This window comes from Aeromonas sp. R5-3, assembly GCF_040908225.1.
Taxonomy (GTDB): domain Bacteria; phylum Pseudomonadota; class Gammaproteobacteria; order Enterobacterales; family Aeromonadaceae; genus Aeromonas; species Aeromonas dhakensis.
The window spans coordinates 24,550-46,240 of sequence record NZ_JBFODH010000003.1 but is presented as its reverse complement, the minus strand read 5'-3'; the positions used below and the strand labels follow the sequence as shown (position 1 = coordinate 46,240).

Here is a 21,691-nt window from a genome sequence, read left to right as displayed (position 1 = left end):
CATGCGAGAGTAGGACACTGCCAGGCACCCAATTGAAGAAGCCCGCTCATTTGAGCGGGCTTTTTTATTGCCTGAAATTCAGCCATTTCTGCACAATTTCCCGTGCTATTCCCTCTCTATTCGCTCCGCACAGGGCAGCTCCATGTTGACTACCCCATCTTCCAGCTGGATATCGATCTTGAAACCAAGCCGTTTGGCCAGGTTGATCATGCCGCGGTTGCTGGGCATGGTCATGCCCGACAGCTGGCCAATGCCGCGCTCCCTGGCATAACGCACAATCTTCTCCATCATCAATTTGCCAAGCCCCAACCCCTTCAGATCGGACCGTACCAGAATGGCAAACTCGGCATCGCTCAGATCCGGCGTCGAAATGGCGCGAACCACCCCTAAAATCTGATCTTTTCGTTCCCCATCCTGTCCCACGGCGACAAAGGCCATCTCCCGGTCGTAATCGATCTGGGTCATGCGGGCCAGCTCTTCGTGCCCTAGCTCCCCCACATCGGCGAAGAAGCGCTTGTACCTGTCTTCATCCGATACCTTGAGGACAAATTGCTTGTGGGCAGGTTCATCCTCCGGTCGGATGGGGCGCAGCAGCACATGGCTCTGATCCTTGAGCCAGGCCCCCTCTTCCAGCTCGGTGGGATAGGGACGGATAGCCAGCCTGCAGCTGCCTTCTTCATGGGGTTGCAGGGTCAGGCTGGCGTCCAGCACCACCATCTCGGCACCGCAGGCCTGCAGCGGGTGCAGATCCAGCTGCTGGATCTCGGGGAAGGCGAGCAGCAGTTCCGACAGTTGGCACAGCACCTGGCCGAGGGCGTCGATATCGAGTCGTTCCGGACTGGCTTGTTCGCGGATCTTGCGACTCTTGAGCGCCCCTATGATCTGGTAGCGTGCCAGCGCCTGGTTGAGTGGCGGCAGGGCCGCCATCATCTCCTGCGGCTCGGCCCCTGATTCACCGAGCAGGATGACGGGGCCGAACACCGGGTCTTGTTGCAGCCGGATCCGCAGCTCCAGGCCGCCGCTGCGCCGTGCCATCCGCTGTACCAGCAGGCCTTCGATGCGGGCACCGGGGTCGTGCTGCCTGACTCGATCCAGAATGGCGTCCGCAGCCTGGGCGACTTCGGCCGAGGTGCGCAGGTTGAGCATGACGCCGTGCACGGCCGACTTGTGGAGTATGTCTGGCGAGCGCAGCTTGACCGCGACTGGATAGCCGATCTGCTCCGCGGTCAGGGTGGCCTCGATGGCATCGGAGACGAGCCAGGTCGGCAAGGTGGAGAGCCCAGCGGCCTGCAGAATGGGGTGTGCCAGATGGGTGTCGAGGGTGAGCTGTTTACGTTCCAGCGCCTGCCGGATCAGCAGTTGGCACTGGTCGACGTCGAGCCTGTCACCCTGCAGCGATGCGGGGGTTTCCATCAGCTGCTTCTGGTTACGGCGATATTCCACCATATGCATGAAGGCGGCGACCGCGCTCTCCGGGGTGCGGTAGGTGGGGAATCCCGCCTCGCTGAACAGCCTGCGTCCTTCCTGGGCTGAATATTCCCCCGCCCAGTTGGTCAGGATATTGAAGCGTCTGGCCCTGGGATGCTGTTTGACGTAGTCGATCAGGCTGCGGGCCAGGGCGGCACCGCGGGCGGTGAGCGAAGGGGCATGGATGAGCAGGATGGCGTCAGCCTCCTCCCCTTGTAGCAGGTTGTCGAGTGCCTGCTGATAGTCGTGGATGTCGGCATCGCTGCCGATGTCGTGGGGCGGCATCGCCAGCTTGCCACCACGCTCCAGCAACTTGTCGATCGCCATGTTGGCCAGGCCACGACCATTGGAGATGATGGCGAGCCGCTCCCCCTTGAGGGTCAGGGAGTGACTCAGGGTCTCGACGGCGGCAAACAGTTCGTGGGTATCCCGTACCCGCAGCATGCCGGCGCGACGAATGGCGGCGTCATAGACGTTGTCGAGCCCGTTGTCCGGTTCATGGCGGCCACTCTTGAGCACCAGGATGGGCTTGTTGCGAGCGGCGGCACGGGCGGCCGAGAGAAAATGGCGGGCATCCTGCAGCTTGTCCATGTAGAGCAGGATGGCGCGGGTCACGCTGTCGCGGGAGAGCTGATCCAGTAGTTGGCCGAAGTTGATGTCGCAGTGATCGCCAAGGGAGATGAAGGCCGAGAAGCCGAGTTCATGCTGTTTGGCCCAATCCAGAATGGTGGTGCTGACGGCGGCCGACTGGGAGAGAAAGGCGACCTGACCGGGCTTGGCTGCAATCGGTGAGAAGCTGGCATTGATGCCCTGACCCGGCAACAACATCCCCATGCTGTTGGGGCCGAGCAGGCGGATGTCGTATTGCCGGCTCAGTCGCTGCAGTTGTTCGCGCTCAGGTGGGGTGAAATCGGCCGCCAGTATGATGGCGGCACCCGCTCCCCGCTTGCCGAGCGCCTCGATGAGGGCCAGTACCCGTTCCCGCCGGGTACAGATGATGGCGAGGTCCGGGGCAAGGGGGAGGCTGTCGATGTCGGGATAGGCCAGCACGCCGGCAATGGCCTTGCTGTGCGGGCTGACCGGCAGGATGGGGCCCTTGAACTGGCCAGCGAGTAGGTGCCTTATGACCACGTGACCGGCCTTCTGCGGGTCGGTCGAGGCGCCGATGACGGCGATTGACTGGGGTTTGAAGAGCCGATCCAGGCCGCTTGGTTTCATGGGCACTCCCGTGGGTGGCGGATGGTGCCAGTGTAATATGCTTTCAGCGCCGGTTCTGTGACCGGCTGCGGATCACTGCTTGGTGAGGGCGTTGGCGCGGAGGTAAAACCTCAGTTCACCCTGGATCTGGCGTACCGCTGCCAGGTGGTGCTCCTGCAGATAGATGTCCTGTTCCTGATCCAGCAAGGTTGAGGGTACCCCCAGGCTTTGCAGGTACTCGTCGAACAGCAGCGAGCTGTTGATTTCGATCAGATTAGACATCATGGCGGGACTCCCTCTTCCACTCAGGTTGAACGTTCAGTCTAGTCTCTGATCTGCCCCTTGCCGTAGCTACTGTCATATTTGACATCGAGTCGCTCACATATCCGTGCTGCCATGCGCCCGGCGGTAGAGGAGGAGAGGTTATAGTGAGGAAGTGACAAGGGGAGGAGTGCAATGATCAGGAGCTGGCTGTGGTGCGTCATTCTGCTGGCTGGCAGCGTGCAGGCGGCCGAGACCCCCATCAGGGCCTGGAATTTGCTGCTTGATCACCCCAATCCCGCCGTGGCTGGTCTGTTGCGACTCTCCCTCGATCTGACCGTGCCCGAATATGGTCCCTATCGGCTGATTGCCAGTCCGCCGATGGAGCAGGGTCGGGCGGTCAAGGAGTTGCAGGGGGGCGAACTGGTGCAGGTCGGGGTGTTTGCGCCCGATGAGGAGCGCGAGCGCACCCTGCTGGCCATTCATGTTCCGTTGGCAAAAGGGTTGCTGGGCTGGCGGGTGTGCCTCGTTCGGCAGGGGGACGAGGGGCGGTTCGCCAACATACGATCGCTGATCGACTGGCAGCAGGCCGGGCTTCGCATCGGCCAGCACAGATCCTGGCCTGATACTCGTCTGCTCAAGGAGAACGGCCTCGACGTGGTGGTGGGCGGCCTCTATGAGGCCCTGTTCAACATGCTGCGCAAGCGGCGCTTCGACTGCTTTCTGCGCTCGGTCATCGAGATCGAGGATGAGCTCACACAGCATCCTGATCTGGCCATCGAACCCCACCTGGTGTTTCGCTATCCGCTGGCGCTGCTGTTCTTCGTCTCACCCAGGTATCCGGAGCTGGCCAAGCGCATCGAGCTGGGGCTGCAGCGGGCCCGCCAGTCCGGTGACTATGAGCGGATATTCGAGGCGGGTTTTGGCAGCACCATCCGGCGGCTGCAGCTCGATCGGCGGGTGATGCTGGAGCTGAGCAATCCGGATCTGCCGGCCGGCAGCCGCGCCATGATGCAGGATCCCTCGCTCATCTATGCACCTGTGTTGCCCGCCTTGTCAGCGCAGTGATCCCTGTCCCCGCGCCGTATCCCAGAAGGCGCGGATCAGCGGCTCCTCCAGCCGCTTCTTGAGCACTGCGATGCCGACATCGAATGGTTTGAGCGCCGGCTTGGGCTCGACGATGCGTACCTTCTCACCCATGGGGCTGTGGTCGATCACCGCCGCCGGCACCAGTCCCACGCCGAAGCCGAGCGCCACCATGGCGACAATCCCCTCGTTGCCCGCCACCTCCGCATAGATGTTGGGGGCGATCCCCTTGTTGCGCAGCCACTGATCGCAGCGTTTGCGGGCCAGCCCCTGCTCCGAGAGGATAAGCGGCAGCCGCTCCCAGTCAGGTTCGCCCTGGGAGAACCACTGGCTCTGCTGCGGTGCGGTGCGAGGAGCGATGAACACCAGCGGTACTTGCTGCAGGCTGGCAAACTCCAGCTTGGACGAGAGGGCATCGGGGCGGGCGGCGATGGCGAGATCGGCCTCGTCGGCCAGGATCTTGTCTACCGCCAGCGCCGGGTCGCCGGTCTCCAGTTTGATCTCCAGCTGGGGATAGCGGCGGCGAAAGCGCTCCAGCACCTCGGGCAGCAGAAAGTAGCTGGCGGTGACCGAGCAGAACACCCGCAGTCGGCCCTGCAGCGGTTCGTCGCTGCGCTTGAGTTCCTGCTTGAGCTGGCGCCACTCCTGCAGCAGCTCTCCACCAAACTCGCGTAGCTTCTCGCCCGCCACAGTGAGCCGCACCGAGCGGTTATCCCGCTCGAACAGCACGCAGCCGGTCTCCTGCTCCAGCCGCTGGATGGCGCGGCTGAGAGTAGAGGGGCTGACCGCCATGGCGTCGGCGCTCTTGCCGAAGTGGAGGGAGTCGGCGAGGTGGAGAAACAGTTCGAGATTGCGAAGGTCCATCTTTCAGCTCCTGGCGCTGGATGTCTGCCCGATATCCAGCAGTGGGTGGTTCGCTCCCGCCATGTGATCATGAAGGGTTAACGTTTCAATTATTGCAACGTACTGTTTCGAATATATCAGTTCAGGCAATAAGTGTCCCGCGCTATAGTGGTTTCGACAACGCCGCCATCCGGCATGGAATCAATCGAACGGAGCAATCACCATGGCTAACTATTTCAACACCTTGAACCTGCGTCAGCAGTTGGCCCAGTTGGGCAAGTGTCGTTTCATGCAGCGCGAAGAGTTCGCGGACGGCTGCAACGTGCTGAAGAGCAAGAAGGTGGTGATTGTGGGCTGTGGTGCCCAGGGTCTGAACCAGGGCCTGAACATGCGCGACTCCGGGCTGGATATCTCCTACGCCCTGCGCAAGGCCGCCATCACCGAGAAGCGCGCCTCTTGGCAGAAGGCCACCGACAACGGCTTCGCGGTCGGCACCTATGAAGAGCTGATCCCGACCGCCGATCTGGTGCTGAACCTGACCCCGGACAAGCAGCACTCCGACGTCGTCAAAACCGTGATGCCGCTGATGAAGCAGGGCGCCGCGCTGGGCTACTCCCACGGCTTCAACGTGGTGGAAGAGGGTCAGCAGATCCGCTCCGACATCACGGTCGTGATGGTGGCGCCGAAGTGCCCGGGTACCGAAGTGCGTGAAGAGTACAAGCGCGGCTTCGGTGTGCCGACCCTGATCGCCGTTCACCCGGAGAACGATCCCAAGGGTGAAGGCATGGCCATCGCCAAGGCGTGGGCCTCCGCCACCGGCGGCGACCGTGCCGGGGTGCTGGAGTCCTCCTTCGTGGCGGAAGTGAAATCCGACCTGATGGGCGAGCAGACCATCCTCTGCGGCATGCTGCAGGCAGGTTCCCTGCTCTGCTACGACAAGCTGGTTGCCGAAGGCACAGACCCGGCCTATGCCGGCAAGTTGATCCAGTTCGGTTGGGAGACCATCACCGAAGCCCTCAAGCAGGGTGGCATCAGCCTGATGATGGACCGTCTGTCCAACCCGGCCAAGCTGCGCGCCTTCGAGCTCTCCGAGCAGCTCAAGACCCTGATGCGCCCGCTGTTCGAGAAGCACATGGACGACATCATCGCCGGTGAGTTCTCCCGCGGCATGATGGCCGACTGGGCCGAAGACGACGCCAAGCTGTTCGGCTGGCGCGAAGAGACCGGCAAGTCCGCCTTCGAAAACGCCCCGGCCTTTGCAGGCAAGATTGCCGAGCAGGAGTACTTCGACAATGGCGTGGTGATGGTGGCCATGGTCAAGGCGGGTGTCGAGCTGGCGTTCGAGACCATGGTGGCTTCCGGTATCTACGAGGAGTCCGCCTACTACGAATCCCTGCACGAGTTGCCGCTGATCGCCAACACAGTTGCCCGCAAGCGTCTGTACGAGATGAACGTGGTCATCTCCGACACCGCCGAGTACGGCAACTACCTGTTCGCCAACGCCGCCGTGCCCTTGCTGCGCGAGCACTTCATGCCGACCCTGAAAGCGGGCGACCTGGGTGCCAGCAAGGCGGAAGGGCAGAGCGTCGACAACCTGGCGCTGCTGGCGGCCAACGAGGCGACTCGCAACCACCCCATCGAAGCGATCGGTCAGGTGCTGCGCGGTTACATGAAGGACATGAAGCGTATCGCTGTCGGTGGTTAAGCCGGCATCGGGCTGGATGATGAAGGGGCGGGGGTGACGATCCCCGTCGCCGGTCGGGCTGGACACCCGACCGGCCAGCCAGCAAAACCAGCCCGACAGCCATAAAAAAGCCCCGCTCATCGAGCGGGGCTTTTGCATTCAGAAAGGCTGGCTAAATCAGGCTTTCCACGCTTTCCAGGTGTTGATAAGGCCGTTGGTGGAGCAGTCGTGGCTGGTGACAGCCTCGGCAGTGTTGAGCTCCGGCAGGATCTTGTTGGCCAGCTGTTTGCCCAGCTCCACGCCCCACTGGTCGAAGCTGAAGATGTTCCAGATTGCGCCCTGTACGAAGATCTTGTGCTCGTACATGGCGATCAGAGCACCCAGGGTTTTCGGGGTCAGGCTCTTGAACAGGATGGAGTTGGTTGGGCGGTTGCCTTCGAACACCTTGAACGGCACCAGATCCTTGACCTGCTCCAGCGTCTTGCCGGCGGCCAGGAACTCGGCTTCGACCTGCTCCTTGCTCTTGCCGAAGGCCAGCGCCTCGGTCTGGGCGAAGAAGTTGGCCAGCAGTTTCGGGTGGTGGTCACCGATCGGGTTGTGGCTGATGGCCGGTGCCAGGAAGTCACAGGGGATCAGCTTGGTGCCCTGGTGGATCAGCTGGTAGAAGGCGTGCTGGCCGTTGGTGCCCGGCTCACCCCAGATGATGGGGCCGGTCTGGTAGTCAACCGGCTTGCCGTTGCGATCCACGTACTTGCCGTTGGACTCCATGTTGCCCTGCTGGAAGTAGGCAGGGAAGCGGTGCATGTACTGATCGTACGGCAGGATGGCTTCGGACTCGGCACCATGGAAGTTGTTGTACCACAGGCCGATCAGCGCCAGCAGCACCGGCACGTTCTGCTCATAGGAGGCAGTGGCGAAGTGCATGTCCATCTCGAAGGCGCCTTGCAGCAGGGCTTCGAAGTTCTCGAAACCGACGGACAGGGCGATAGGCATGCCGATGGCAGACCAGGAGGAGTAGCGGCCGCCAACCCAGTCCCAGAACTCGAACATGTTGTTGGTGTCGATGCCGAACTCGGCCACGGCCTTGCCGTTGGTGGAGAGGGCGGCGAAGTGCTTGGCAACGTGGGCCTTGTCACCGGCAATCTTGATGAACCAGTCACGGGCGGTCAGGGCGTTGGTCATGGTCTCCTGGGTAGTGAAGGTCTTGGAGGCCACCAGGAACAGGGTGGTTTCCGGATCGATCTTCTTCAGGGTCTCGGCGATGTGGGTGCCATCGACGTTGGAGACGAAGTGCATCTGCAGGTGGTTTTTGTAGGGACGCAGCGCCTCGGTGATCATCACTGGGCCCAGATCGGAGCCACCGATGCCGATGTTGACCACGTGCTGGATCGCCTTGCCGGTGTAGCCTTTCCATTCGCCGCTGATGATCTTCTCGCAGAAGCCTTTCATCTTGGCCAGTACGGCGTTCACTTCCGGCATCACATCCTTGCCGTCACACTCGATGGGGCGGTCGGAGCGGTTGCGCAGGGCCACGTGCAGTACGGAGCGGCCTTCGGTCATGTTGATCTTGTCGCCATTGAACATGGCGTCGATCGCGCTGCGAAGATCGGTCTCTTTGGCCAGATCAATCAGCAACTTGAGGGTTTCTTCGGTGATCAGGTTCTTGGAGTAGTCGACCAGGATGTCGCCGCCGAAGGTGAGGGAGAATTTGTCGAAACGCTGGGGATCCTGGGCGAACAGATCCTTGAGCCGGGTCTCTTTGTTCGCTGCAAAGTGGGCTTCCAGTGCCTGCCAGGCCTGGGTCTGGGTTGGATTGATGTTTTTCATAGGATTATCAGTCTTCCAAGTTGTGTATGAACCTTGCAGGCAAGGCTCCCGCCAAACCTTATTATTCGAGCATTATACCGGGCCAGCTGCGCAGCCCGTGTAACAGAGCTTTACCAATTGTCTGCCATCGACCGAGTTTACAACCAAAACGCTGCGATTATGAGTCACTCATGGCAGCCGGATCTTGCGTTTGCGCATACTTGGTCGGGCTTGCAGCCGCTGAAAGGGCTTTCAGGGCGAGGCATGCTTCGAGCGGGGTGGCAACCTGGCATGGCAGCCAAAAGAGTATTCGATAGACGCCTTTTCGCTCATTTCATGCGCAGGCGCAAATTGTCGGCGGCCCAAGATGGCTAGCATGGGTGTCGCATGGACGAGATCTCCCAGGGATGGCTACTGTCTGGAGTGAGGAGATCGCTATGAAAGCTGTGTTGTCCCTGTTTGCCCTTAGCCTGATCGCCACCGGCCTCATCGGCCTGTTGACCCTGGTGCTGACCAGTGCGGCCCCTACCTTGCCGCTGCGGGTACTGGCGGTGATCAGTGCCGTGCTGGGGGGATATGTGCTGGTGCAACCGCTGCTCAACCGGGTGGCACGTCGGCTGGTGTAAGCCGACGCCCTGGAATGCTGAAAACAAAGTCCGGCCCATTGTGGCCGGCTTTTTTATGGTCGTGTTCACCCCTGCCGAGGCCAGAGACGACAATGCCAGCCCGAAGGCTGGCATTGTGGGTGGCTGCAAAACCGCGTTTACGCCTGCGGCTTTTGCATGTGCATGACCATCTGCGGGAAGGGGATCTCGATGCCTTCGGCATCGAAGGTGAGCTTCACCTTCTCGTGGAAGTCGAACCAGACTCCCCAGTAGTCGCCGGTCTTGACCCAGGGGCGCACGACTATGTTGACCGAGGAGTCGGCCAGCGCGGCGACGGCGATGGTGGCTGCCGGCTCCTTGAGGATGCGCGGCTCTTCGTTCACCAGCCGCTCCAGGATCTGCTTGGCCTTGCGGAGATCCGAGCCGTAGCCGATGCCGAAGGTCATGTCGACGCGGCGGGTATCCATGCGCGAGTAGTTGACGATAGTGCCGTTGAGGATGGCGGAGTTGGGCACCACCACCATCTTGTTGTCACCTGAGGTGAGAGTGGTGGTGAACAGCTGAACGGATTGCACCACGCCATTGGTGCCTGCCACCTCGATGAACTCGCCTGCCTTGATGGGGCGGAAGATGATCAGCAGGAAGCCGGCGGCGAAGTTGGAGAGCGAGCCCTGCAGCGCCAGACCGATGGCCAGACCGGCGGCACCGATAATGGCGACGAAGGAGGCGGTCTGCACCCCGACCCGGCCCAGCGCGGCGATCACCACGAACACCAGGATGGCGTACTTGAGGATGCTGCCGACGAAGTGGGTGACAGTGGTGTCCAGCTTGCGGGACTGCATCACCTTGACCACGGCGCCGCTGATGAGGTTGGCGGCGATGTAGCCGACCAGCAGGGTGAGCAGGGCGGCCGCGATGTTGACGGCATACTCGATCAGCAGGCCCTGGTTGTTGACCAGCCAGGTCTGCGCTTCGGTAATGATTTCGGGTTCCATAGGGTGTCCTGTCAGGCGATAAAAGGTTTATGACGCATGAATCTAACATTGGCATGCGACAGTCCGGGTCGCATCTGGTGCTCACCGCCTCTTTTGTGCCACAAAAAACAAGGGAGGCCAAGGCCTCCCTCTTTACTGCAACTCACCTGGAGCGGCGTTGCCGCGGCTGATTGCGAATGCATTGTCGCCGGGCGTGTTGCTCAGCTCTGCAGCAATTGGCTGCGGATAAACTGCCACTGATCTTCAAAGCCAGCGGTGGGTTTGATTTTGAACTCGGAGCGCACGAACTGGCTGATGCGCCCCTCGGTGTAGGCCAGCAGCAGGTTGGCCAGCATGGTTTCGTCGAGCTGGAAGCCCTGGCCTTCGCGCAGCCGTTTTTCCCGCAGCACCTGCTTGATCTGGGTCTCAAGCTTGTCAAACAGGATGCTGATGCGATCCCGCAGCCGGTCGTGCTCTCCCAGCAGGGCGTCGCCGTTGAGGATGCGGGTGATACCGGGATTGCGCTCGGCGAACACCAGCAGCAGCTGTAGTATGTGGTGGCAGCGGCTCATGGTGTCCTTCTCTTCGGCCATGATCAGGTTGACCCGTGACAGCAGGGAATCTTCGATAAAGTCGATCAGCCCCTCGAACATCCGCGCCTTGCTGGGAAAATGTCGATAGAGGGCTGCCTCGGAGACCCCCACCTCGGCCGCCAGACGGGCCGTGGTGATGCGCTGGCCTGGGCTGGTCTCCAGCATGTGGGCGAGCGCCTGCAGGATCTGATCGCGCCGACTCTGTTTCTGATTACTGCTTGCCATGGATTCCCCTAAAAAAACAATGGCCTGATTCTGTTATTAGGCACCGCCGCTCGGGCCGGTGTGGTCTGTTATTGGCGACCAGAAGAACCAAAACCGCCTTCACCCCGTTCGCTCTGATTGAACTCATCGACCAGTTGGAAGCTGGCCTGAACCACCGGCATGATCACCAGCTGGGCGATGCGCTCGCCGGGCTGCATGGTGAACGCCTCTTTGCCGCGGTTCCATACCGAGACCATCAGCTGGCCCTGGTAGTCGGAATCGATGAGGCCGACCAGGTTGCCCAGCACGATGCCGTGCTTATGGCCGAGGCCGGAGCGGGGCAGGATGGTGGCGCACAGGCCCGGATTCTGGATGTGGATGGCCAGCCCGGTTGGTACCAGGGTGGTATCACCCGGGGCCAGCGTCAGCGGGGCATCCAGCAGTGCGCGCAGATCCATGCCGGCGGAGCCCGGTGTGGCGTAGGCAGGCAGCGGATAGTCGGTGCCGATGCGGGCATCCAGAATCTTCAGTTCAATTTGTGTTGTCATAAATCGTTTTTATTGGAGTGGAGGTGGTCGATTGACTGGCTCAGCGCCGGTAATGGCGTGCAATCAGGGCAATCAGGTGACGAGCCAGCGTCAGCTTATCGGCCAGGGGCAGAGGGGCTTGACCCCCTTGCCAGAACACGGTGAGGGCGTTGTCATCGGCATTGAAGCCCTGGCCCGCACGGGATACGTCGTTGGCGGCGATCATGTCCAGCCGCTTACGCTGCAGTTTGTCGAGGGCGTATTGTTCCACATCCACGGTTTCTGCGGCAAATCCGACGGTGAAGGGTTTGTCTGACAAAGCCCCCACGGCGGCGATGATGTCGGGGTTTTTGACCAGGGTCAGCTGCATCTGGTTGTTGTCGCCGGTCTTCTTGATCTTCTGCTCGGCCACCTGGGCGGGGCGATAATCGGCGACGGCGGCGCAGCCGATGAAGAGGTCGCTCTCGCCGACCCGGCTCATGACCGCCTGGTGCATCTGCTCGGCGCTCTCGACGTCGACGCGGGTGACGCCGGCCGGGGTGGCCAGTGCCACCGGGCCGCTCACCAGCGTCACCTCGGCACCCGCTTCACGGGCGGCACGGGCGATGGCATAGCCCATCTTGCCGGAGCTGTGGTTGCTGATGTAGCGCACTGGATCGAGCGCTTCACGGGTCGGCCCGGCGGTGAGCAGCAGCCTGACGCCGGCCAGCAGCGGCTCGGCGGTGAGCTGCTGGCAGCAGCGTTCAACCAGCTCGAGGGGATCCAGCATCCGGCCCGGGCCCACGTCACCGCACGCCTGGCTGCCGGAATCCGGCCCCCACAGCAGAATGCTGCGACTGGCGAGGGTCTTGAGGTTGGCCTGAGTGGCGGCGTTGAGATACATCTGCTGGTTCATGGCCGGCGCCAGCGCCACCGGTGCCGGGGTGGCCAGGCAGAGAGTGGTGAGCAGCTCGTCGGCCATGCCGGCGGCCATGCGGGCCATCAGATTGGCGCTGGCGGGGGCGATCAGCACCAGATCGGCCCATTTGGCCAGCTCGATGTGGCCCATGCCCGCCTCGGCAGCGGGATCCAGCAGACTGTCGGCCACCGGGTGGCCGGATACGGCCTGCAGGGTCAGCGGGGTGATGAACTCCTTGGCGGAGCGGGTCATCACCACCCGTACCTCGGCGCCCTGATCTTTCAGGCGGCGCACCAGCTCGGCACTCTTGTAGGCGGCGATCCCGCCACTGACACCCAACAGGATGCGTTTATCGGCCAATCTCATCTGCTGTTTCTCTTCCGGCTCACTCTGACTGGTCGGCTAAGATACCACAGGCAGCAGTGGACGACAGAGGCTGACATGGGGGTCTTGTGGCCGGGCTCCCGTGATTTCTTTGCTATGTTTTCTCTCAATAGCGCGAAGGAGAGACAAATGAGCATCAAGGAGTGGCCAGAGGATGAACGACCCCGTGAGAAGCTGCTGCGTCACGGCCCGGGCGGCTTGTCCGATGCCGAGCTGCTGGCGATCTTCCTGCGCACCGGGGTCAGTGGCCTGAGTGCGGTCGATCTCTCCCGCAACCTGTTGAATCAGTTCGGATCGCTGCGCAATCTGCTGGGGGCGGACCGACGTGCCTTCTGCGAGGCGCATGGCCTGGGCCCAGCCAAATATGCCCAGCTGCAGGCGGTGCTGGAGATGGGTAAACGTCATCTGGCGCAGCAGCTGCAACGGGGGGATGCACTCACCTCGCCCCAGCTGACCCGAGACTATCTGCAGGCCCAGCTGCGGGATCGGCCGCGGGAGGTGTTTGCCCTGCTGCTGCTCGACAATCAGCACAGAGTGATTCAATTCGTTGAACTTTTTTACGGCACCCTCGACTCGGCGAGCGTCTGGCCCAGAGAAATCGTGCAGATCGCACTCAAACATAATGCAGCCGCCGTGATTCTGGCGCATAATCACCCGTCCGGCGTCGCCGAGCCCAGTAGGGCCGACCGCCAGATCACGGATCGGATCACGGCCGCCCTGGCCCTGATCGATATCAGAGTGCTGGATCACTTGGTGATCGGTGATGGCATCACGGTTTCTTTCGCCGAGCGCGGTTGGTTATGACTGTGCTCTGGCGCCGTATTAGTTGATCTTTGATCACGGATGCTGTATAAAATGCCGCCTTCTGTTTGCCCCGCAATCGAAGGCCAGCGGGGCAGATATTTGCTCGAGCAATGAAGTAAGATTTGGAGAGACTGACATGTCTAGAGTATGCCAAGTAACCGGCAAGCGCCCGGCAGTTGGTAACAACCGTTCGCACGCTAACAACGCTACCAAGCGTCGTTTCCTGCCGAACCTGCACACTCACCGTTTCTGGGTTGAGAGTGAAAAACGCTTCGTAAGCCTGCGCGTATCCGCAAAAGGCATGCGTATCATCGACAAGCGTGGCGTTGAAGTGGTTCTGGCTGAACTGCGCGCCAGCGGTGTTAAGGTATAAGGAATTAGATCATGGCTAAAGGTATTCGCGAGAAGATTCGCCTGAACTCCAGCGCCGGTACTGGTCACTTCTATACCACTACCAAAAACAAGCGCACCATGCCCGAAAAAATGGAAATCAAAAAGTTTGATCCCGTTGTTCGTCAGCATGTGATCTACAAGGAAGGCAAAATCAAGTAATTACTTGATGCTGCATTCCCAAAAACCCGGCCCTGTGCCGGGTTTTTTTATGGCTGGAATTCAGTACACTGCCGGTTCGAAGGGAGGCTTGCCATGTTCAAATTGAGCCGCAGAGGCTGGAACAACGTGATCATTGTGGTGGTGCTGATCGTGATCACCCTGTTGCACCGGCTGGAGATCGCCCAGCAGGAAAACACCGCCAAGCGGGCGCGTCCGCTGTTGCCGGAGAGCGCCGTGGTGCTCACCTGGCAGGGGCCGAGCTGGCAGATAGAGCGCATCGGGCAGGGCTGGCGCAGCGGGCCGGACCTGGGGCTCAGCAGTGCCCAGCTGGCGGCGCACATCGAGGCCTGGCAGGGCTGGTTGCTGCCGCCCGGCGAAGCCGTGCGCGGCAATCCGGTTACCCTCAAGATCTGGGTCGCTGGCCAGAGCGACCCCATCGAGGTGGGGCTCTATCAGGATGACGGCAAGTTTGCCGCCCTGCTGCCCCCCTCGACCTGGCTCAGCCTGAGCCAGGAGCAGTATCGCAGCCTGCTGCGTCCCGCTCCCTAACCCATTTTTCAGCGTCAGCACGAGGATCCCATGCCTGAATTACCGGAAGTCGAAGTCAGCCGCCAGGGCATATCGCCCTGGCTTACCGGCATCAAGGTCACTAGGGTGGTGGTGCGGGACGGCCGTCTGCGCTGGCCGGTGCCGGGGGAGATCCAGGAGCTGGTGGACCTCACCATCCACCGGGTCAGCCGCCGCGCCAAGTACCTGCTGCTGGAGACCGACTTCGGTACCGCCATCCTCCATCTGGGCATGTCGGGCAGCCTGCGGGTGCTGGACATCGGCACCCCGGCCGAGAAGCACGATCACGTGGATATCGAGCTCGAGAACGGCAAGCTGCTGCGGCTCAACGATCCGCGCCGCTTCGGCGCCCTGCTGTGGACCCGCGAGCCGGCCGAGGCGCATGCGCTGCTGGCCAAGCTGGGGCCTGAGCCGCTCACCGACGCCTTCAACGCCGATTACCTGCGTGAGCGTGCTAAGGGGCGCAGCACTGCCATCAAGACCTTCCTGATGGACAACCAGGTGGTGGTCGGGGTAGGCAACATCTACGCCAACGAGGCGCTCTATGCCGCTGGCATTCATCCCAAGCGGGCGGCGGGCAACATCAGCGCCGAGCGGCTGGGCACCCTGGTAGGGGAGATAAAGCGGGTGCTGGCCGAGGCGATTCGGCAGGGCGGCACCACCCTCAAGGATTTCACCAGTGCGGATGGCAAACCGGGTTATTTCGTGCAGCAGTTGCAGGTGTACGGGCGGGGTGGCCAGCCCTGTTTTCACTGCCACACCCTGCTCAGCGAAATCCGGCTTGGGCAGCGCACGACCGTGTTCTGTTCCCACTGTCAGCGCTGAATCGCGGTTTTTTCGGCCTGAAACGGCCAAGTTGTAAGAGAGTATTTCCAGTCTGTTGAATATTTGCTCGCCCGTCACTACTATCTCGGCCGTTCAGGCGGTTTGAGACAATAAAATGACAGCTAAATCAATAGACTGGGACCATTTGTCCCGGCAGGGGCACTATTGTGCCCAAAAAATGGCGCGCTTCCTCTATCCCGATGACAGCGCCCGCAAGACCTTCAATCGCGCCAAGTTCGTGCTGCGCAGTCTGCTCTATCGGCAACAGCTGAGCCGGGTGTTCGAGCTGTTCCAGGCCGAACCGCTCAAGGCCCTGCCCGCCCACTATCCCGAACTGCTCGACAAGCCGATGCGACCCTATCGCTTCGCCGGCTCCACCGCGACCGAGCGGGCCGAGATGCTGGAAAACCACTATCGGCTGATGCTGGCTCGCTACCCGGATCTGATCGACCCGCTCTATCTGGGGGATGGCATCGAGCTTGGCCGTTATCCCGAGAGCGGCTGCCGCATCGTGCTGCGCCACGACGGCACCTTCCGCCGCGAGGCGGAGCTGGCCCTCTCCATCGTCGACCCGCAGGGCAAGCGGCTCTACAGCTGCGCCTTCTCGCTGGCCGGCACCCCCAACCGGCTGGCGGTGGTGATCGGTTCGGTACAGGGCCCGGAGCCCTGCATCGAGCAGGCGCAGGACAAGGTGCGTGCGCTGACCAAGGAGGGCCACGGTGTGCGGCCCAAGTCGCTGGTGGTGATGCTGGTGATGCAGCTGGCCGAGGCGATGCAGGCCGAGCATATCTCGGCGGTGCGAATGAAGGCCCACATCTATCAGGCCCGTCGCTACAGCAAGAAGAAGAAGGCCTGTCTGCAGGCGGACTATGACGAGCTGTGGCAGGAGTTCGGCGCCACCGATCTGGACGCCAACTTCGTGCGGCTGCAGCCCGCCCAGCGCAAACCGCTGGAGGAGATCGCCTCCAAGAAGCGGGCCATGTACCGGCGCCGCTACGAGTGGCTCGATCAGCTGACCCTGGCAGGCCAGCAGCTGCTGGGCCCGCGTCTGGCGGGCTGAGCCGCACAGGCCCCCAGCAGCAAACAGGCTACCCTCGGGTAGCCTGTTTCGTTGTTATCTGGTCTGTTTGGCCTTGATGGCGGCCGCCACTATGGGGTCGACGAACTGGCGAATGTCGCCGCCGTGCAGGGCGACCTCCTTCACCAGGGTGGAGGAGATGAAGGAGTTCTCCTCGGCCGGGGTGAGGAACACGCTCTCCAGCTCCGGCATCAGGCGGCGATTCATGTTGGCCAGCTGAAACTCGTATTCGAAGTCGGAGACGGCGCGCAGACCGCGGATCAGCACGTTGGCCTGCTGCTCCTTGGCAAAGTCCACCAGCAGGCCGGAGAAGCCGACCACCTTGACGTTGGGCAGGTGGGCGGTCACCTGGCGGGCCAGCTGAACCCGCTCGTCCAGATCGAACAGCGGCCGCTTGCTCGGACTGTTGGCCACCCCGACCACCACCTGGTCAAACAGTCTGGCGGCCCGGCCGATGAGATCGGTATGGCCGTTGGTGACGGGATCGAAGGTGCCGGGATAGATTACCTTGTTGGTCATGCTGCTGATTCCTGCAACCGGGAAATTTGGTCGCATTATAGGGGCTGTTGGGGGATTGGCGCGACCGCAATGGGGCGAGTTTTGGCGCCCCGATGGTGGCTTTGCCGCGTCAAATCAGCACCGACGGGCGTCTTCGCTTGAGAATAGCGATACATCAGGCAAGAATACCGCATCGCGCATCAAGCCTCCTTGCGTTGGTGACAGGGAGCAAAGGGATTTTTTATGAAACGTATTCTGGTAGTCCGCAATGACAAGATTGGTGACTTCATGCTGGCCTGGCCGAGTTTTGCCATGCTCAAGCGCTCCATGGAGTGTCATGTGACTGCCCTGGTTCCCGCCTACACGGCGCCGCTGGCCCGCCTCTGCCCCTGGATTGACGAGATCATCCTGGATCCGGGCTCGCGGGCCGACAAGGAACAACAACGTGCCTTGCAGGCACGCATCAAGGCGGCCGCCTTCGATGCCTCCATCTGCCTCTTCTCCAACTCCCGCAACGCCATGCTGGTGTGGAAGGCGCACATTCCCTACCGGCTGGCGCCGGCCACCAAGCTGGCCCAGGTGCTCTACAACCAGCGCCTGATCCAGCGCCGCTCCCGCTCCCAGAAGCCGGAGTACGAATACAACCTGGATCTGGTGCGCCGTTTCCTTGCCGACCAGCAGGTGAGCGCGGTGGAGCCGCAGGGCCCCTACCTCAGCTTCGATGCGAAGAGCCTGCAACAGGTGCGCGAGCAGGTTGCCGCCCGCCTGCGGCTCGATGCCGGCCGCCCCTGGCTGATGGTGCATGCCGGCAGCGGCGGCTCGGCCAACAACCTTTCCATCGAGCAGTACGCCCGCCTCATCATCAAGCTCAACCAGGCCTGTCCCGAGCTGCAGTGCATCCTGACGGCGGGGCCGGGGGAGGAGAAGATCGCCGAACAGCTGGCGGCCGAGCTGCTGGCCCACGGCGGCAACGGCTGGATCTACCGCTCCGAGGAGGGGCTGCCCAAGTTCTGCCAGGTGATGGCCAACGCCGCCCTGTTCGTGGCGGGCAGCACAGGGCCGCTGCACATCGCCGCGGCGCTGGATGTGCCCACCATCGGCTTCTTCCCGGCGCACCGCTCGGCAACGCCGCTGCGCTGGCGTCCGCTCAACAGCGAGGGGCGTCACCTGGCGTTCAGCCCGCCGGAAGACAGCGATCACCCGGAAGACATGAGTCAGCTCGATCCCAAGACCATGGCGGCGGCGATCGCCCGCTGGGCACCGCCGTTCTGGCGCAGCGAGCAGTGATAGCGGATAGCGCAAATGCAGACAGGGCCCTTCAAGGGCCCTGTCTCGTATGGGGGGCTGCTCGCTGGCAGCGCCTATCTGCGGCGGCTTACTTGTCCGCCTGTTCCGGTGCCTGCGGCTGCTGGCGGATCCAGAGGTCGGCGTACTTCACGAAGGTGGAGTGGGCCGACAGTATGGCCAGCAAGAGCCCCTGCTTGCCGTCGAGGAAACCGGCCTTGAGCAGGTACATCTTGAGGAAGCAGCCCAGTGCGTGCACCAGCCCCTGGCCGAGGGAGCCCTTCTTGCCACGGGCGGTGCGCTGATCGGCCCAGGCGCGGGCATAGCCGGCGGACTTGACCAGGTAGTGTTCCAGATCCCGATAGGTGAAGTGGAGCAGGTCGCCGTGCAGGTTGACGATCTTCATGTTGGCACGTACCTCCACCTTCTCGTGCACCAGCACCTCGTTGTAGCTGGTGAGATCCTTGGGATAGAGGCGCAGCACCCGGTCCGGGTACCAGCCACTGTGGCGGATGAAGCGGCCGAACACCCAGGAGAGGCGCGGGATCGAGTAGATGGTGTCGCTGGCCGGGTTGGCCATGACGTCGGCGATGGCGGCTTTCAGCTCGGGGGTGAGCCGCTCGTCCGCATCCAGCCACAGCACCCAGTCGGATTGCACGTGGGACTGGGCGAGCCGGCGCTGGCGGCCGAAGCCCGGCCACACCGGGTTGACGAAGAAGCGGGCGCCGAATTCGGCGGCGATGGCCGGGGTCTCGTCCTGGCTGCCGGAGTCCATGATGACGATCTCGTCGACCAGTCCGTCGAGGGAGGCGAGGCAGGGGCGCAGGTTTTCGGCTTCATTCTTGACGATAAGGACAGCCGCCAGAGTCGGTTTGTTCACGGATTAAAGGCTCTTGTTGGCGCCCGACTGGCGGGCCATGCTCAAATTGGCGCCCATTCTAGCCTAAAACGGCAGGCGGAGCATGGTTCCGGCGGTGGGACGAGCGCCGGCTTCAAATGGGTTGTTTTTTGGCGCCAGGATGCATGGCTGCGGGATCTTCTGTTATTTCTCGGGCCATTCTTCGGGCATAATCTCGGCCAGCAACGATTAACCGCAGGGCGTGGCCCTGGAGAAGTGCGAGATGAAAATATTGGTGATCGGCCCCTCCTGGGTCGGCGACATGGTGATGTCCCAGAGCCTCTACAAGGCGATCAAGGCCAACCACCCCGACAGCGAGCTGCACGTGATGGCGCCCGCCTGGTGTGGTGCCCTGCTGGAGCGGATGCCGGAGGTGGACAAGGCCATCCCGATGCCGCTTGGTCACGGCGACTTCAAGCTGGGAGCCCGCCGTCGGCTCGGCAAGCAGCTGGCGGCCGAAAAGTACGATCAGGCCATCATCCAGCCCAACTCCATGAAGTCGGCGCTGATCCCCTGGTTTGCCCGCATCCCGGTGCGCACCGGCTGGAAGGGCGAGCACCGCTTCGGTCTGCTCAACGACATGCGCAGCAACAAGTCCGCTTTTCCGCTGATGGTGGAGGCCTACCTGGCACTGGCCTATCCCAAGACGCAGATGAAGAGCCGGGCCGACATCCCGACCATCCCCCAGCCGGCCCTCAACGTCGATCTCGTCAACCAGGAGAAAGCGCTGGCGCGACTCGGGCTGGATCGCGCCCGCCCGGTGCTGGTGCTCTGCCCGGGGGCCGAGTTCGGCCCGGCCAAGCGCTGGCCGGAGGGCCACTACGCCGTGGTGGCACAAAAGCACCTCGACGAGGGCTGGCAGGTGTGGATCTTCGGCTCCGGCAAGGACGCGGCGGTGGCCAACACCATTCGCGACCGGATCAACCCGCTGTCGCGCCCCAACTGCCACGTGCTGGCGGGCAAGACCAGCCTGTACGAGGCGATCGACCTGATGGCGCTGGCCGGGCGGGTGATCGCCAACGACTCCGGCCTGATGCACGTCGCCGCCGCCCTCAACCGGCCGCTGATCGGGGTCTATGGCTCCACCTCGCCGCTCTACACCCCGCCGCTGGCGGACCGGGTCGAGATCGTCCACACCGACATCGAGTGCCGCCCCTGCTTCAAGCGCACCTGCAAGTTCGGTCACCTCAAGTGCCTGATCGAGCTGATGCCGGAGCAGGTCATCGAGGCCGGCCGCCGGCTGGAGTGCAGCGAGACGCCGGCCCCGCCGCTGGCGCCCGGCGAACCTCCCCGTTTTGTCGCCGAGCCGGGCAAGCGCGGGGAGCCGCACTAGCATGGGCTATCGGCTGCTCTACAACCTGCTGATCCACCTGGGGTTGCCGCTGGCGTTGCTGGCGCTCTACAAGCCGAAGAGGGGCAAACCAGGTTTTGGCAAGCGCTGGAGCGAGCACCTGGGGCTAACGCCCGCCACCGGGCAGGAGGCGCCGCTCTGGATCCATGCGGTGAGCGTGGGGGAGACGCTGGCCATCAGCCCCTTCATCCGCGCCCTCAAGGCCGAGCGGCCCTTCTTGCCGATCCTGCTCACCACCACCACCCGCACCGGCGCCGAGCAGGCCGCCAGGCTGGGGGATCTGGTGGAGCACCGCTACGCGCCGCTCGACTACCCCTGGGCGGTGGCGGCGTTTCTCAAGGCCGTCAAACCGCGCGCGCTCTGGGTGATGGAAACCGAACTGTGGCCAAACTGGCTGGCGGCCTGCGAGGCGCGCCACCTGCCGGTGACCATCATCAATGCCCGCCTCTCGGAGCGATCCTGCCGGCGTTATGGCCGTTTTCAGGGCGCCTTCGATGCCCTCAGCCGGCCGCTGACCCACCTGCTCTGCCAGCACCAGGACGACGCGGATCGCTTCCATCGGCTGGGGTTGGGGCGTGAGCGGCTGGCGGTGACCGGTTCCATCAAGTTCGACATCCAGCTCGATGAGCAGGTACAGACCAAAGGCCGTGCCCTGCGCCAGCTGCTGGGGGCGGAGCGGCCGGTCTGGATTGCCGCCAGCACCCATCAGGGAGAGGACGAACAGGTGCTGGCCGCCTTTGATCTGTTGCTCAAACGTCATCCCGCTGCGCTGCTCATTCTGGTGCCGCGCCACCCCGAGCGGTTCGAGCGGGTGGCAGCGCTGTGCGCCCCCTACGGCTGCGTGCGGCGCACGGCGGGCAGTGCGGTGGGCGAGCGCGACAAGGTTTACTTGGGGGATACCATGGGCGAGCTGCCGCTGATGCTGGCGGCGGCCGATGTGGCCTTCGTCGGCGGCAGCCTGGTCAAGGTGGGTGGCCACAACCTGCTGGAGCCGGCTGCGCTCGGCAAACCCTGCCTGAGCGGCCCCGCCTACTTCAACTTCAGCGACATCACCCGCCAGCTGGTGGCCCAGGGTGGCGCCGCCGTGGTGGCCGATGCCGCCGAGCTGGCGGAACAGGTGAGCGCGCTGCTGGCCGACGAGGGCCGGCGCCGGGAGATGGGCGAGCAGGCCCGCGCCGTGGTGCTGCGCAACCAGGGGGCGCTGGCGCGCACCCTGTCTCACTGCCTCGCCAGCCTGGAGAACGACTGAGTCGGGAGTGGTGGGCATAAAAAAACGGAGCGCATGGCGCTCCGTTTTGCATTTTA

The 21,691-nt window shown here is 62.8% G+C and carries 22 protein-coding genes; 12 read left to right on the top strand and 10 right to left on the bottom strand.

Annotation, left to right across the window (positions count from 1 at the left end; genetic code table 11):
* Positions 1-105: 105 nt before the first annotated feature.
* Together AB5Y95_RS02195 and AB5Y95_RS02190 are read right to left on the bottom strand one after the other, a co-directional pair.
* A complete protein-coding gene (locus AB5Y95_RS02195; RefSeq protein WP_368159430.1) occupies positions 106-2,685 on the bottom strand; it encodes a GNAT family N-acetyltransferase in 2,580 nt (859 codons plus the stop codon).
* A gap of 72 nt (positions 2,686-2,757) precedes the next feature.
* Entirely contained in the window at positions 2,758-2,949 is a 192-nt protein-coding gene (locus tag AB5Y95_RS02190; RefSeq protein ID WP_005307455.1) for a hypothetical protein, read from the bottom strand.
* A gap of 171 nt (positions 2,950-3,120) precedes the next feature.
* On the opposite strand from AB5Y95_RS02190, the gene AB5Y95_RS02185 reads away from it, so the two are divergent.
* Positions 3,121-3,993 (top strand): transporter substrate-binding domain-containing protein, encoded by an 873-nt coding sequence (locus AB5Y95_RS02185; RefSeq protein ID WP_268000243.1) that lies wholly within the window; start codon positions 3,121-3,123, stop codon positions 3,991-3,993.
* On the opposite strand, the gene ilvY is transcribed toward AB5Y95_RS02185, so the two are convergent.
* Positions 3,982-4,875, bottom strand: coding sequence for an HTH-type transcriptional activator IlvY (ilvY, locus tag AB5Y95_RS02180; RefSeq protein ID WP_201990626.1), 894 nt, complete (start codon positions 4,873-4,875; stop codon positions 3,982-3,984). The genes AB5Y95_RS02185 and ilvY overlap by 12 nt on opposite strands.
* A 202-nt stretch (positions 4,876-5,077) precedes the next feature.
* Here ilvY and ilvC point away from each other — a divergent pair, with 202 nt between their 5' ends.
* Positions 5,078-6,559: a ketol-acid reductoisomerase gene (gene ilvC / locus AB5Y95_RS02175; protein ID WP_368159429.1), complete on the top strand. Its 1,482-nt coding sequence runs from the start codon at positions 5,078-5,080 to the stop codon at positions 6,557-6,559.
* 156 nt (positions 6,560-6,715) lie between these two features.
* Here ilvC and pgi read toward each other — a convergent pair whose 3' ends face one another.
* Positions 6,716-8,365: a glucose-6-phosphate isomerase gene (pgi, locus tag AB5Y95_RS02170; protein ID WP_042007876.1), complete on the bottom strand. Its 1,650-nt coding sequence runs from the start codon at positions 8,363-8,365 to the stop codon at positions 6,716-6,718.
* 416 nt (positions 8,366-8,781) lie between these two features.
* Between pgi and AB5Y95_RS02165 the strand changes: the two genes are divergently transcribed.
* Positions 8,782-8,970: a holin gene (locus AB5Y95_RS02165; protein ID WP_368159428.1), complete on the top strand. Its 189-nt coding sequence runs from the start codon at positions 8,782-8,784 to the stop codon at positions 8,968-8,970.
* Positions 8,971-9,107: 137 nt separating this feature from the next.
* On the opposite strand, the gene AB5Y95_RS02160 is transcribed toward AB5Y95_RS02165, so the two are convergent.
* The 4 genes from AB5Y95_RS02160 to coaBC all read right to left on the bottom strand — a co-directional run bounded on the left by AB5Y95_RS02160 (position 9,108) and on the right by coaBC (position 12,511).
* Entirely contained in the window at positions 9,108-9,944 is an 837-nt protein-coding gene (locus AB5Y95_RS02160) for a mechanosensitive ion channel domain-containing protein (protein ID WP_099359903.1), read from the bottom strand.
* A 200-nt stretch (positions 9,945-10,144) separates the two neighbouring features.
* Positions 10,145-10,741: a nucleoid occlusion factor SlmA gene (gene slmA, locus AB5Y95_RS02155; protein ID WP_005307475.1), complete on the bottom strand. Its 597-nt coding sequence runs from the start codon at positions 10,739-10,741 to the stop codon at positions 10,145-10,147.
* Between the two features lie 68 nt (positions 10,742-10,809).
* Positions 10,810-11,268: a dUTP diphosphatase gene (gene dut, locus AB5Y95_RS02150; protein WP_211049060.1), complete on the bottom strand. Its 459-nt coding sequence runs from the start codon at positions 11,266-11,268 to the stop codon at positions 10,810-10,812.
* A 40-nt stretch (positions 11,269-11,308) separates the two neighbouring features.
* Positions 11,309-12,511 (bottom strand): bifunctional phosphopantothenoylcysteine decarboxylase/phosphopantothenate--cysteine ligase CoaBC, encoded by a 1,203-nt coding sequence (gene coaBC, locus AB5Y95_RS02145; protein ID WP_005307482.1) that lies wholly within the window; start codon positions 12,509-12,511, stop codon positions 11,309-11,311.
* Between the two features lie 147 nt (positions 12,512-12,658).
* Here coaBC and radC point away from each other — a divergent pair, with 147 nt between their 5' ends.
* The 6 genes from radC to AB5Y95_RS02115 all read left to right on the top strand — a co-directional run bounded on the left by radC (position 12,659) and on the right by AB5Y95_RS02115 (position 16,337).
* On the top strand, positions 12,659-13,333 hold the full coding sequence (gene radC / locus AB5Y95_RS02140; protein ID WP_005307485.1) for a DNA repair protein RadC: 675 nt from the start codon (positions 12,659-12,661) through the stop codon (positions 13,331-13,333).
* A 136-nt stretch (positions 13,334-13,469) separates the two neighbouring features.
* Complete coding sequence (gene rpmB / locus AB5Y95_RS02135; RefSeq protein ID WP_005307492.1) at positions 13,470-13,706, top strand: 50S ribosomal protein L28; 237 nt, start codon at positions 13,470-13,472, stop codon at positions 13,704-13,706.
* Between the two features lie 11 nt (positions 13,707-13,717).
* A complete protein-coding gene (gene rpmG / locus AB5Y95_RS02130) occupies positions 13,718-13,885 on the top strand; it encodes a 50S ribosomal protein L33 (RefSeq protein ID WP_005307500.1) in 168 nt (55 codons plus the stop codon).
* A 93-nt stretch (positions 13,886-13,978) separates the two neighbouring features.
* The gene (locus tag AB5Y95_RS02125) at positions 13,979-14,434 is read left to right on the top strand and encodes a hypothetical protein (RefSeq protein ID WP_139726416.1); all 456 of its coding nucleotides are present in this window, start codon (positions 13,979-13,981) and stop codon (positions 14,432-14,434) included.
* Between the two features lie 30 nt (positions 14,435-14,464).
* Complete coding sequence (mutM, locus tag AB5Y95_RS02120; RefSeq protein WP_010635525.1) at positions 14,465-15,277, top strand: bifunctional DNA-formamidopyrimidine glycosylase/DNA-(apurinic or apyrimidinic site) lyase; 813 nt, start codon at positions 14,465-14,467, stop codon at positions 15,275-15,277.
* A 178-nt stretch (positions 15,278-15,455) separates the two neighbouring features.
* Positions 15,456-16,337 carry a VirK/YbjX family protein gene (locus AB5Y95_RS02115; protein WP_017780815.1) on the top strand — a complete coding sequence of 294 codons (882 nt, stop codon included), beginning with the start codon at positions 15,456-15,458 and terminating at the stop codon, positions 16,335-16,337.
* 54 nt (positions 16,338-16,391) lie between these two features.
* Here the strand turns inward: AB5Y95_RS02115 and coaD are convergent, their stop codons facing one another.
* Entirely contained in the window at positions 16,392-16,874 is a 483-nt protein-coding gene (gene coaD / locus AB5Y95_RS02110) for a pantetheine-phosphate adenylyltransferase (RefSeq protein ID WP_042007869.1), read from the bottom strand.
* Between the two features lie 222 nt (positions 16,875-17,096).
* Here coaD and AB5Y95_RS02105 point away from each other — a divergent pair, with 222 nt between their 5' ends.
* Positions 17,097-18,140, top strand: a complete 1,044-nt coding sequence (locus AB5Y95_RS02105; protein WP_010635522.1) for a glycosyltransferase family 9 protein — start codon at positions 17,097-17,099, stop codon at positions 18,138-18,140.
* A gap of 88 nt (positions 18,141-18,228) precedes the next feature.
* Here AB5Y95_RS02105 and AB5Y95_RS02100 read toward each other — a convergent pair whose 3' ends face one another.
* Entirely contained in the window at positions 18,229-19,017 is a 789-nt protein-coding gene (locus AB5Y95_RS02100) for a glycosyltransferase family 2 protein (RefSeq protein WP_337077369.1), read from the bottom strand.
* A gap of 241 nt (positions 19,018-19,258) precedes the next feature.
* Here AB5Y95_RS02100 and waaF point away from each other — a divergent pair, with 241 nt between their 5' ends.
* Entirely contained in the window at positions 19,259-20,368 is a 1,110-nt protein-coding gene (gene waaF / locus AB5Y95_RS02095) for a lipopolysaccharide heptosyltransferase II (RefSeq protein WP_337077370.1), read from the top strand.
* 1 nt (position 20,369) lies between these two features.
* Positions 20,370-21,635 (top strand): lipid IV(A) 3-deoxy-D-manno-octulosonic acid transferase, encoded by a 1,266-nt coding sequence (gene waaA / locus AB5Y95_RS02090; protein ID WP_368159427.1) that lies wholly within the window; start codon positions 20,370-20,372, stop codon positions 21,633-21,635.
* Positions 21,636-21,691 lie beyond the last annotated feature (56 nt).